Origin of the sequence: Bacillus jepli (assembly GCF_047238305.1) — a bacterium.
Lineage (GTDB): Bacteria > Bacillota > Bacilli > Bacillales > Bacillaceae_L > Ferdinandcohnia.
The window spans coordinates 1,534,566-1,547,990 of record NZ_JBDFMO010000001.1; the positions used below are offsets into that span (position 1 = coordinate 1,534,566).

10 protein-coding genes are annotated in these 13,425 nt (G+C 38.6%); all 10 read left to right on the top strand.

The window, feature by feature from the left end; genetic code table 11:
* Positions 1–352: 352 nt before the first annotated feature.
* The 10 genes from ABC371_RS07645 (at position 353) to ABC371_RS07690 (ending at position 13,410) form a co-directional block, all read left to right on the top strand.
* Positions 353–1,363 carry a substrate-binding domain-containing protein gene (locus ABC371_RS07645; protein ID WP_412896244.1) on the top strand — a complete coding sequence of 337 codons (1,011 nt, stop codon included), beginning with the start codon at positions 353–355 and terminating at the stop codon, positions 1,361–1,363.
* Between the two features lie 91 nt (positions 1,364–1,454).
* Positions 1,455–2,402, top strand: coding sequence for a mannose-6-phosphate isomerase, class I (gene manA / locus ABC371_RS07650; protein ID WP_412896245.1), 948 nt, complete (start codon positions 1,455–1,457; stop codon positions 2,400–2,402).
* Between the two features lie 146 nt (positions 2,403–2,548).
* Positions 2,549–5,056 carry a beta-mannosidase gene (locus ABC371_RS07655; protein WP_412896246.1) on the top strand — a complete coding sequence of 836 codons (2,508 nt, stop codon included), beginning with the start codon at positions 2,549–2,551 and terminating at the stop codon, positions 5,054–5,056.
* Between the two features lie 13 nt (positions 5,057–5,069).
* On the top strand, positions 5,070–6,068 hold the full coding sequence (locus ABC371_RS07660) for a zinc-dependent alcohol dehydrogenase family protein (protein ID WP_412896247.1): 999 nt from the start codon (positions 5,070–5,072) through the stop codon (positions 6,066–6,068).
* Positions 6,069–6,154: 86 nt separating this feature from the next.
* Positions 6,155–7,027: an ROK family protein gene (locus tag ABC371_RS07665; protein ID WP_412896248.1), complete on the top strand. Its 873-nt coding sequence runs from the start codon at positions 6,155–6,157 to the stop codon at positions 7,025–7,027.
* 603 nt (positions 7,028–7,630) lie between these two features.
* On the top strand, positions 7,631–8,659 hold the full coding sequence (locus ABC371_RS07670; protein ID WP_412896249.1) for a LacI family DNA-binding transcriptional regulator: 1,029 nt from the start codon (positions 7,631–7,633) through the stop codon (positions 8,657–8,659).
* A 140-nt stretch (positions 8,660–8,799) separates the two neighbouring features.
* Positions 8,800–10,218, top strand: a complete 1,419-nt coding sequence (locus ABC371_RS07675; protein ID WP_412896250.1) for an extracellular solute-binding protein — start codon at positions 8,800–8,802, stop codon at positions 10,216–10,218.
* 126 nt (positions 10,219–10,344) lie between these two features.
* Positions 10,345–11,220 (top strand): ABC transporter permease subunit, encoded by an 876-nt coding sequence (locus ABC371_RS07680; protein WP_412896251.1) that lies wholly within the window; start codon positions 10,345–10,347, stop codon positions 11,218–11,220.
* Between the two features lie 3 nt (positions 11,221–11,223).
* Positions 11,224–12,090 (top strand): carbohydrate ABC transporter permease, encoded by an 867-nt coding sequence (locus ABC371_RS07685; RefSeq protein WP_412896252.1) that lies wholly within the window; start codon positions 11,224–11,226, stop codon positions 12,088–12,090.
* A gap of 24 nt (positions 12,091–12,114) precedes the next feature.
* Entirely contained in the window at positions 12,115–13,410 is a 1,296-nt protein-coding gene (locus ABC371_RS07690) for a CehA/McbA family metallohydrolase (protein WP_412896253.1), read from the top strand.
* The last annotated feature ends 15 nt before the right edge of the window (positions 13,411–13,425 follow it).

Below are 13,425 nucleotides of genomic sequence, written 5' to 3' on the forward strand. Positions count from 1 at the left end.
TTGTTTTCCTCCCTGTTTTACAATCACTCTCACTTTATAAAAAACGCTTTCAAAACACATTAAATATTAAGTGAGAATAAGTTGTTAGTTGTATTGTTACCTAGTAACTTACCAATATACATAAATAGAAGTCTGTAATTGAAAATTGTAATCAGGATTACAAATGCGATTTGTAAGGTTACTAGATTTAATTACAACTCGATTATAAAGTTAATGTAATGTGGTTGTCAAGAAAGAAACCACCTGTCACTGAATCGTCAAATTCCGAAAGATTACTTCCACTTTAAACTATTAAATGATATTATGGTTGTAACGTTACAAAAAACATTTCGTCATGACAGTAGGAGGAAATATGAAAAGGAAAGTAACGATGCAAGATATTGCAGATAGATTAGGAATATCAAAAAACTCCGTATCACAAGCCTTAACTGGAAAGGGTGGAGTGAGTACAGATACCAAAGAGTTAGTTGAACGAACAGCAGCTGAACTAGGGTATGTATATAAGGGTAAGAAGACCCCAAAAGAAAATAGGCAATTAACAATCGGATTGATTGCAACGGAATTTGCGTTCTCAATGAAAAGTTTTTTCGGTGAGATCTTTTTATCTGTCGAGCAAAATGCGATAAACAACGGTGTCAATCTCCTCATCCAATCCATATCAGAATCCGCGAAGAATGATCTTATTCTTCCAAGTTTTATAGAAGAAAAAAGAGTGGACGGAGTTATCATTGTTTCTCATATCAGTTTAGATTATATAAACAAGGTAATTTCGACTGGTATTCCGACAGTACTAATCGATCATCATCATCCTTTGATTCATGCCGATGCCATCTTGACAAATAATCGGTTTGGAGCCTATTTGGCAACGAAACACCTGATTGATTTAGGCCATCGAGAAATCGCCTTTGTCGGGAATATAGACTTTTCGCCTAGTTATTATGAACGGATGGAAGGGTTTTTGTTAGCTTTAAAGGAAGCGAATATCACTCCGAAAGAGGAAGTCATATTTCTTACGGCAAAAGAAGAAAACGGTGCCATTGATCGAAAAATCAAATCACTCAAACATATTCCGAGCGCATGGCTATGTGTAAATGATGGATTTGGTTTTATGGTGAGTTCGTCCCTTAAGAGTTTTGGACTTAAAATACCAGATCAAGTCTCGGTTTGCAGCTTTGATAACGGTCAATTATCTCAACTAGCAGATCCTCCTATCACTACAATGGCCATTAACTTAAAATTATTCGGCTCATATGCATTCAAACAACTACGATGGAGAATTGACCATCCACATGAGCCTGTCCAAGAAATTCTCCTCCCAGCCAACCTCATAAAAAGAGGCTCCACGGGTAGGGTAAAGGATTAGGGACAGGGGACAGGTTCCTTGTCTCAGGATAGAAAAAATAAGGAAACACACATATTAAATAGGAAAGTAATCGAAAGGGAGTTGACTAATTATGAAACAACCGATTTTTTTAACACCACAATTTCAAGAACGAATCTGGGGTGGGACCAAGTTACGTACTGAATTTGGTTATCCAATTGAATCAGACTTAACAGGAGAATGCTGGGCTGTATCCGCGCATCCAAACGGGCAAAGTATTGTAAGTCAAGGTCCATACGAGGGAAAACCTCTTGGGAAACTGTGGAAAGAGCATCGTGAGCTATTTGGCAGTTTGGATGGAGATGTATTCCCACTCCTCACCAAAATTCTGGATGCAAACAATGACTTATCCATTCAAGTCCATCCAAATGATGAGTACGCAGACAAATACGAAAACGGCGAACTTGGTAAAACAGAATGCTGGTATGTGATCGATTGTAAGGATGATGCAGAAATCATCTATGGCCACACTGCTCAAACGAAAGAGCAATTCGTTGAAATGATTGAGAATGGAGAATGGAACGAATTATTAAGTCGTGTAAAGGTGAAACCTGGTGACTTCTTTTATGTCCCAAGTGGTACAATTCACGCCCTTTGTTCAGGTGTTCTTATCTTAGAAACACAGCAAAGCTCTGACACCACTTATCGTGTCTATGACTATGACAGAGTCGACCAAAATGGAAACAAGCGCGAATTGCATATTCAAAAATCAATTGATGTAACAACTATTCCGCATATAGATGCAACGGTAAAGCCTAGCATTGAGAAAATCCAGGGTGCTACGATTACGACTTTCGTGAAGGAACAGTACTTCTCTGTCTATAAATGGGAAATTGAGGATTCTGCAGCTTTCCAACAGGACAAGCCGTTTTTAATTTGCAGTGTTTTGAATGGGTCAGGTGACATTATAACAGAAGAGGGAACCTTCTCAGTTAATAAAGGCAGCCACTTTATCTTGCCTGCTGGATTAGGTGAATATAAGATCAAAGGAAATCTTGAATTAATCGTTTCTCATCCATGAGTGGGACTGTGGGGCAGGTCCCTTGTCCCACTCTATTAAAATTACTTGGAAGCGTTGTCTATTGAAGTCCATATTGATGAAATTTACCGAGCTTAAATATCTAAATCGCTCACTTATAAAAAATTTAGTAAGAAGGATGACAACCTATGAAACTAACACAGAACTGGAAAATTCAGCATTTTGAACGAGGACAAGAGCGTGATTTAGCAATCGCTGCACCAGACTATATCGACCATTTTTGGATGACTGCGAATGTACCAGGTGATGTTCATTCCACGTTAATTCAGAAGGGATTAATTGATCACCCATTTTTCGGACATAATGATTTAAAATCAAAATGGGTTTCTGAGAAGATTTGGTGGTACCGGACAGAATTTCAATATGATATGAAAAGTCTCCAAGGAGACGAGCGCCTCGAATTAATCTTTGAAGGGCTTGATACGTACGCAACGATTTACTTAAATGGATGCGAAATTGCCTCTACTGAAAATATGTTTATTCCTCATGTGTTTGATGTGACAAGAGAAGTCCTTGATGGAAAAAACATCATTGCGGTTAAATTCGATGTTGTCGCCGATGTCCTAAAGGATAAGGAAAAGAATTACTGGGCTGGCTACGGAAAAGATCGGATTTGGGCACGTAAAGCTCAGTATCATTTTGGCTGGGATTGGGGTCCACAAATCGTAACGGCTGGTATTTGGAAGGATGTACGACTCGAAAAACGAAAAATAGCCAAGATTGACAGTGTGTTTGCTAGAACAGTAGAACTTGCGAATGACAAAGCGGTTGTTGAAATTGATGTAGATACAAAGACATATGTACGAAATTCTCCTTTATCAGTAAATGTGAAGTTCCATGATGGCGATACTGAAATCACAAAAACAGCACAGGTTCAGAAAAACAATGTGAATTTTACAATCGAGATCGAGAATCCAAAACTTTGGTGGAGTCATGATTTAGGGACACCTCATCTTTATACGCTTGATGTGGAACTCGTTTGTCACGAAGAAGTGATAGATTCGGAATCAACGGATGTTGGCGTTCGAATCATTGAGGTGATGCAAAAAGATGCTGAGGGCAATAACCGTTTTACGTTTGTATTAAACGGTGTTGAAATGTTTGCGAAGGGCGCTAACTGGATTCCAATTGATAGCTTTATAGGGGTTGCTCCAGACTCCAGGTACAGTCAGCTCTTAGCCCAAGCGAAAGAGGCGCATATGAACATGATTCGCGTCTGGGGCGGTGGAATCTATGAGAGAGACATTTTTTATCAGGAATGTGACCGCCTTGGTATCCTAGTATGGCAGGACTTCATGTTTGCCTGTGCTTTATACCCGGATTACAACTATAACTATATGCAAAATGTACGAAAAGAAATAGAGTCAGCTATTAAGATGCTGCGTAATCATCTATCAATTGCTTTATGGTGTGGAAACAACGAAAATGACTGGCTTTACGAAGTGGAATATACAGCAGGAAACATTAGTACTGCGTTTTACGGAGAAAAAATCTACCATGAGCTTATTCCGGAATTATTAGAGGAGTTGGATACTAGTCGTCTTTATTGGCCAAGCTCCCCATTTGGCGGAAATGACCATGACTCTCAAGAGGTTGGCGATCGTCACAATTGGCAGGTATGGCATGGTAATGTCGAGCCTCGAAAGTTTGGAGAGAATTTAGGTCAGGATTATAGTGTTGAAGGTGTGTCTTTTAAAAACTATAAAAAGGATTATACGCGTTTTAGCAGTGAATTCGGTATGCATGCCTCAGCGAATCGATTTACATTAGAGGATAATCTTCCAGAGGGAACATTCTATTGGGGCAGTGATGAAATGTCCTATCGCAACAAGGACTATCATCATCAAAAAGGGATTATGCTCATGGAAGGCTACACGGGGATCCCTACAAATATTGAAGAATACATGAATTTTTCCATGATGACTCAAGCAGAAGGATTGAAGTGTGGGATTGAGCATTATCGTCGGAACAAGCCATTTACAAGTGGATCTCTAATTTGGCAGCTAAATGATTGCTGGCCTGGTACAAGCTGGTCGATGATTGACTATTATCAGCTTCCAAAAGCATCGTATTATTACGCGAAGAAATTCTTCCATCCGCTTTTATTAACGATTGATCATGATGCAGGAAGCGATCTCCATATTTGGGTGGTCAATGATTTACTGGAGACGTATACTGATGTACTAGAATTAAAGGTTGAAAGCTTCAATGGTGAAGAATTATTTACAACGACCCTACCTGTTGAGGTTAAGGCAAATGCTTCCGTTAAAATAACAAGTTTTACAGAAGAGGAGCTGCTCAGCAGTTACCCTGCGAATGAGGTTGTGATTCGTCTATCTTCTGTGGAAGGTAAGGCACAACAAAATGTGTATTATTTAAGAGATCATAAAGAGTTAGCACTACCTCAAGCTCATCTTCAGGTAGACGTTGACAAGGAGAATCAGACAGTTACTGTACGTACTGACAATCATGCAAGAATGGTAAAACTAGAGATTCCTGCAAAGAAAATTCATTTTAGTGACAATTTCTTTGATTTAATGCCAAATGAAACCAAGACGATTGAAATTGGTCATCTTGAAGGTGAAAAAGTAGACTTTACTGGATTACGAGTTTCAGCAATTAATTCGGTACAATAAGGTGGAGAAAAAAATGAAAGCTGCTGTATTAATTGATAGAATGAAAATGGAAATACAAGAGCTTCCTGTTCCGGAACCAGCAGATCATGAAGTCGTCGTAAAAGTGAAAGCCTGTGGAATTTGCGGAACAGACCAGCATATTTATCATGGACTACCTGGTTCTGCCGAGGTTCAGTATCCGATTGTGTTAGGACACGAATTAGCGGGAGAGGTCGTAACGGTCGGAGCAAAAGTAACCACACTAAAGCAGGGGGATCGCGTCTCAATTGATCCGAATATGTATTGTGGGGAATGTGAATACTGCCGCGGTGGGCGTCCGCACCTATGTGAAGACTTACAAGCAGTTGGTGTAACAAGAAACGGTGGCATGGGAGAATACTGTGCCGTTCCATCCGCAAATTGCTACATACTCCCAGACAAGCTATCTTATGAAGAGGGAGCGATGATCGAGCCGCTTGGTTGTGTATTACACGGTGTTAGTCAGGTGACATTCTGGCCAGGTGCATCTGTTCTAATCGTCGGTGGTGGCTACATTGGCCTTATGATGCTACAAATGGCAAAAATGTACGGAACAAACGTCACAGTCAGTGAACCCGACCAAACAAAACATGAAGTCACCATTGAATTGAGGGCTGATAGGGCAGTGACCCCAAGTGAACTTGAGTCCTTTGATAGTGGATTTGATCTTGTCATTGAATGTGTGGGACGAAAAGAGAGTATGACCCAGGCCGTGCAAATGGCACGAAAGGGTGGTTCAGTCTTACTTTTTGGCGTATCAGCACCGGATACAAAAATAGAAGTGAACCCATATGAGATTTTTTCAAAAGAATTAACCATTAAAGGTTCATTCATCAATCCCCACACACATGAGCAAGCCATTGCCTTAGTTGAACAAGGAAAAATCCAAATCAAACCATTGCTTAGCCATCGCTTCACAATGGATGAATTACCAGAGATTATGAAGGAGTACCCAAGCCTGAATGTCGTGAAAGGAATCGTCGTTGGGGAATAGTGGGACGGGAACAGTCCCTTTGTCCGGAGCGGAGCGGGACGTGTCCCATTCTTCGCCATTTTAATCAGATAGGAGAGGTAGACGTTATGCGAATTGGTGGTATCGAAGCAGGCGGAACAAAGTTTGTCTGTGGAGTAGGGAATGAACATGGAGAGATTTACGAAAGGGTTTCTTTCCCAACTACAACTCCAGAAGAAACGATGGAAAAAGTCTTTTCATTTTTTCAAGATAAAGAAGTTGAAGCGATTGGAGTCGGATCGTTTGGACCAATTGATGTAGATATGGCGAGCGAAACGTACGGATATATCACGCAAACACCAAAGGTGAAGTGGAAGAATTTTAATATTGTGGGTGCACTTAAGAATCATTTTAACGTCCCAATTGGGTTTCATACAGATGTAACAGCAGCAGCACTAGCTGAATCTACTTGGGGTGCAGCGAAGGGCTTGGACAGTTGTCTGTATATGACTGTTGGAACAGGAATTGGCGTTGGTGCGGTTATAGACGGGAAGCCATTCCAAGGGTTAACCCATCCTGAAATGGGCCATATCCTTGTGAAGCGTCATCCAAATGATACATTCGAAGGATTTTGTCCTTATCATGGGGACTGCCTTGAGGGGTTGGCGGCAGGTCCAGCTCTTGAGAAAAGATGGAACAAAAAAGGAAAAGACCTAACGGATCAACCAGAAGTGTGGGAAATCGAATCTTTTTATCTAGCGCAAGCGTTAATGAATTATATCCTTGTTTTATCTCCGAAAAAGATTGTTGTAGGTGGCGGTGTGATGAAGCAGGAACACTTACTGCCACTCGTTCGGAAACAGGTATTGGAATTGTTAAATGGGTATGTGGTTGTTCCTGAATTAACACCAGAGAATATTGACAACTACATCGTTCTACCAGGGCTAGGTGATAATGCCGGGTTAGCAGGTTCCATTGCTCTCGGAGTGAATGGTAAATAAAGTATAGGTGACTCCCCATGGATATTGGGGAGTTTTTTTGATAGGAGAGAGGGAAAATGGCATTATGGGAGGATGTTTAAAATGTCAAAAGAAAAAAACTTCATATATCTCGTCTCGGGTCCTATTTTTAAAAAAATAGATTACAAGATAAGGAGATTTCCCATGTCTGTTATTACTTTTGTTTAAACTTTATTTTTAATATTTTTAAATTTCTCATTGCGTTATTAGGAAAGATTACCTATAATGAAAGCGTAATCATTTATTAAACCGGTTTTTTACAATCTTAATAATGTTTACCAGAAAAGTACAATTATTTACATTGATTTAATAGATTTTTACCGAATTTATTAGTAAGATTACGTCGTAGGCAATCAAAATAAAGGGAAAAAACATAAAACAAGAAATTAAAGAGTTAAAGATAGAAAAAATGTATTAAAGCAATTAAACCGTTTTAATGAATGGTGCATTCTTATTAAGAATACCTCTATATTTAGCAAGTGGAGTCTTTAAACTTTTACTATATTTAGTTCAGCAAGGGTGTTTTTTATTTTTCATAATCATTAAACCGGTTTTATTATTTTAATTTAATGTAAAGGAGTACATATGGTTACGATCGATGATGTTGCGAAAAAGTCTGGGGTCTCAAAGGGGACTGTTTCAAATGTATTTAGTAAGAAACGTCCAATCAGTGCTGAAGTTACTGAGCGGGTAATAAATGCTGCGAAAGAACTTAACTATGTTCCAAATCATATCGCAAGAAGTCTGGCAATTAAGAAAACAATGATTATTGGCTTGAAAATGCCGACGTTAGATTTTGAGTTGGGCAGCTTTGATTTAAAGGTAATCAATGGGGTTGTAAGAAAGTGCACAGAAAATGGGTATCGTGTTCTCCTGGACAGGAACTTTGAAAGTGAAAATTCATCTTTATATTCGCGAGATCCAGTAGATGGAGTGATCTTATTAAATCCAAAAGATAATGATCCGAGGATAGAACAATATAAGAATTTTAATCTTCCGTTTGTTTTAATTGGCAGTCCTAGTAGAGATGACGATGAAATAAAGTTTGTTGACAATAATAACACTGAAATTGTTAAACAAGTTGGTGAGTATTTAATTGAGAATGGTCACCAAGACATTCTGTTTTTGAATGCAGAAAAGGGCATGACTGTTGCAGAAGATCGTAAGGTGGGGTTAAGGCAAGCTTTTGAAAACTACAATCTTCCATTTGTAGATGAAAATGTTGTCTATAACGATATCGAGCAATATAAGAATGCCTCTGATTTTGGCTTTCATAGTTTGCTAGAGGTGTATAAAAAAAATAAGGTCACAGCTGTTATTGCCGATACGGATCGAGTAGCACTTGGGGTATTGCGTGCTGCTAGGGAGTTAGGAATAGAGGTACCTGATGACTTGTCTTTAATCGCTCTGAGTAATAGTGAAACTCTTGCGTTAGAAACAACTCCAAAGCTTACAAGTATTGAACTATTCCCTGAGAAACTTGGGGAGGAAGCTGCGGAAGTATTAATTAATGTATTAACTGAACAGCTGGCACCAAAACAAAAGATGATTCCTGCGAAATTAGTGATTCGAGATTCATGCAAAAATCTCAACCAAGTAGAAAGTAACATTTAAATCTATATTATTGAAGGGGGGGATGTTACCTTCTGAGAACATCCTGTTAAGGGTTGTTATGACAGCATAGAATTGACACATTGAGAACGTTTGCAATGCCGATTAATTATGAGATTTTCAGGAAAATAGGAGGTAATGTAATGAAATCGAAAAAGGGATTTAAGCTTTTTATGATGGCTTTAATGATTTTTAGCTTGCTGCTAACGGCTTGTACATCTAAGGAGTCAAGCAGTAATCAGAATGGGGAAACTGATCAAAAAAACGGTGAAAAAACTCTGCGGATGTTAACGAACGTAGTAGGTGGGAAAACACCAGAAGAAAATGACTTATTTATTAAAGAGATTGAAAGATTAACAGGTATTAAAGTAGAAATGGTTAAACCCCCTGCTGATTATGACCAAAAGCTTATGGCTTCTATGTCGTCTGGTGAAAAGTTTGACCTTATCCTACTTACTAAAAACCTAATGGATATTTTAGTCGATCAAGGTGCATTAACTGAATTAAACGATACAATTGAAGGTTCCAAGATATTATCTGACCCATCCGTGATTCCAACAGAGGAATGGGATCTAATTAAGTATGAGGATGGTAAGATCTATGGTGTGTTTAATAAGTTTGAAGGTGGAACATTGCCAACCGTTCGTCAAGACTGGATGGAGAAATTAAACCTTGAAGCACCTGAAACTCTTGACGATTACTACAATGTATTAAAAGCGTTTAAAGAACAAGATCCAGACGGAAATGGCAAGGATGACACATACGGTCTATCAACTGCTGGTATGTATGATGTTCAAGGATTTTTTAGTGCGGCTGGCGTAAAATATCGTTATGTCATTGATGAAGATGGAAATCGTACCATTCCAATCGCAACTGAAGCGGCTGTTCCTGTATTTGAATGGTTCGCAAAGCTTTATAAAGAAGGTATATTAGATCCGAACTTTGCAACCAATGATACAGGTAAAATGCGTGAGTTATTCTTAACTGACCGTGTAGGCATGGTTACATACTGGGATGCATGGGTTGGATTATTTAACAACATTAAATTAACAGAAGACCCAAACACTGAATTCGTGGCAAAAGGTATTAACGCTGCTGCAGGTCCAGATGGTAAGAAAATGCTTCGTCGTGGAGACCCAAGTGTATGGGCAATTCCTGTAAATGCTGAAAATCCAGATGTTGCTAAAGAATTCCTTGAATTCTGGCATTCTGAAGAAGGTAATGTATTAAGTACGCTTGGAATTTTGGATCACGACTACACATTAACGGATGGAAAATATGAATTAACAGCAACTGGGGAAGAACACGGTATGGACCATGGGGTTGTTATTCCAAATAACACGAACTGGGAAAATCCATTTGGTATGTTACCAGGTGTAAAAGAAGCACAAGAAGTTATTCTTAGTAACTCTTCATTAGAGGTTTCAACTGAAAGTTGGCCACAAGCAGAAAAAATCATCCAAAACTATGCATTTAAAGCGATGATGGGTGAAATGGATGCAACAGAAGCAGTAAATCAAATGCATAAAGAATTATTAGATGCAGATTTAATTGATAAATAAATGAATGAAGAGGGTGGAGCTGAAAAGCCCTCCTTCTTTTTTAACCACACTAACGGTCGTGAGGTCTTACGCATTCTACTAAGAACCCGAAACACCTCTGAACCGTGTAAAAAGGTGATGATATGAATGAAAGCAATTAAACAACATGCATGGCTTTACATGATGATGATACCAATTGCAGTCTATTTTATTTTATTTTCCTATTATCCCTTAGCAAGGGGATTTGTGATTAGTTTACAAGAATTTAGGCTTATTGGTGATCGACCATTTGTAGGGTTAGAAAATTACATAACCGTCCTAAATGATCCAATATTTTGGCGTGTGCTGGTGAACACAGTGATGATTGGTGGAGGAATCCTGATGATAGGATTTGTTTTCCCGATCATAGTCGCTATCTCATTAAATGAAGTCATTCGCGCTTCATTCAAGAAATTCACGCAAATGGTCATTTATATCCCACATTTATTTTCATGGGTTGTTGTTGGAGGAATTTGGATCTATTTACTCTCTCCTGATGGAGGACTTGTGAATGAAATTATAAAAGCATTTGGAGGAGAACCGGTCCATTTCTTCACAAAAGAAGAGTATGCACGTCCTCTCATGATTCTTTCTGCAATTTGGAAGGATATGGGTTACACCTGTATTCTTTATTTAGCGGCAATTGTGAGTATAAACCCCTCGTTATATGAAGCTGCACGAATTGATGGTGCTTCTCGCTGGCATGAAATTAAACATATTATGTTACCATCTTTAATCCCAACGATGAAGGTTGTTTTCCTATTAAATCTATTGGGTGTATTGAAAATATTTGACCAGATCTTTGTTATGCGAAATCCCGCCATCACTCGAAAAGTAGACGTGTTAATGACATATACATATGAGAAGGGGATTCTCGAGTTTCAAATGGGGATTGCAACAGCAGCGTCATTTATTGTTATTATTGCAACGTTAATTTTAACACTTGTTGCTAGAAAAATAACACGATTTGATGAGGAGGCATAGAAAATGCAGAGTTGGAGACATTTCAGTTGGAAGAGAAGATTTTTTTACAGTCTAAACACTCTCTTTCTATTGCTATTAGTACTTACCATGATTGTACCTTTACTAAATACGATTACCGTTTCAATATCTTCAAATATTGAGTCTATGAAACCTGGTATAAAATTGTTTCCTACAGAAATAAGTTTTGAAGGCTATGAAACTATATGGAGAAAAATGGAGCTATGGAGGCCATTTTTAAACAATGTCTATGTTACCGTGATAGGTACGATTGTCCATGTATTTTTATCTGCAATGGCGGGTTATGTATTAATTCAAAGAGGTTTGCCTGGTAAGAACCTTATGCTTACTTTAATTATGCTAACGATGATGATTCCTGGTGAAGCAATCATGATTCCGCTTTATGTCGTAAATAAAGATTTAGGATTATTAAATACGCTAACTTCATTAATCATCCATGGGTTGGTTTCAGGTTTTAGTGTTCTATTAATGAGGAACTTTTTCCTTTCAGTTCCATATAGCTTAGCAGAATCTGCAAAAATGGATGGAGCTGGAGATTTTAAGATTTTTCTTCAAATCTATTTACCACTAGCTAAACCAGGCCTTGCAACTGTTACTTTATTTGAATTTGTTAGTAGATGGAATCACTTTACTTCTGCACTACTATATATTAATGACGATACGAAATATACGTTACAGCTGGCCCTTCGTTCAATCATCTTAACGTCGGATGCCACATCTAGTAGTGATTTTATGACGGCGAACGTTCGAATGGCAGGGATTGTAATCGCGCTTATTCCGCTATTAATCATATATCCATTTGTGCAAAAGTATTTTGTAAAAGGAATCATGCTTGGTTCAACGAAAGAATAGCGACCCACTTAGGAGGTATTAGAAATGACGAATGTACAAGTTGATGTAAAGACGGAAACGGTATCACGATTTATCTCACATGAAGAAGAAGGACTATACATTGAGATTCCATTCGCAGTACCTGAAGGGGTCGAACAATTCTACGTAAAAATGGATGTCGTTCATAATGGTGCAGCATCAAGCATTATTGATTTAGGTGTAAAAGATCCATATCGAGTTCGTGGCTGGAGTGGTGGAGCGCGGACAGAGTTTTTTATCCACCAGGCAAAAGCAACACCTGGATATTTACACGGAGAAATTCATGCGGGAGATTGGGCAGTTATCCTTGGAAGTTACAAGGTAGCCGAAAAGGGGTGTACAGTAAATGTAACGGTCGAATACACATTGGAAACGCATCGTTGGATAAAAGGTGACCTCCATACTCACAGTGTGCACAGCGATGGAAAGTTTACCCTTAGGGAAAAAGCAGAGCTTGTTGAAAATATCGGGCTTGATTTTGTAGGTATCACAGACCATAATACCGCAAGCCAAAATGAAGCATACCCTCGCGATACAAATACCTTGTTTATTCCCGGGATGGAGCTTACAACGAACAAAGGGCATCTAAATTTTTATGGTGTGAATGATCCAGTGAAGGACTTTCGTGTAAACACAATGGAGGATTTGCATAGCCGTATAAAAGAAGCGCGTGAGCAAGGTACATATGTTTCTCTGAACCATCCTTTTTGCCGATATACAGGTTGGAGATTGGATTGGAATTTTGACTATGACTGGGTCGAAGTATGGAACGGACCATGGAGGGAAGATAACCAAGATGCAGTCAATTGGTGGCATGAGCAACTTGTTGATGGAAAGAGACTTGTTGCCGTTGGCGGCAGTGATGCTCACAATCCACAGCAAGTCCATGTAAAGCACGGAATGCCGACGAATTGGGTATACAGCAAAGCATTAACAAGCCCTGAAATACTGAAAACAATTGATAAAGGACATGTTGTGTTAAGCTACGCACCAGAAGGTCCATTTATTAACCTAACTTGTGGAGATAGTATGGTTGGTGATGTATGCAAGGAATCTGATCGGAAAGTGGAATTAAAAGTAAATAATGTTCAATACAGTGATATTGTTAAGGTTATTTCAAATAAAGGAAATGAAAAAGAAGTCATAATTGAAAAAGAACAAGACCAACTGAACTTAGATTGGGAGATTAATAATCGATCGTTCTACAGAGTTGAAGTTTGGCGGTATTTTCCGGAGGTCAAGCAACGACTAATGGCCGCATTGAGTAATCCAATCTATTTTTCTAACGATAATTTAAATTAGAAATAAGATAATAAG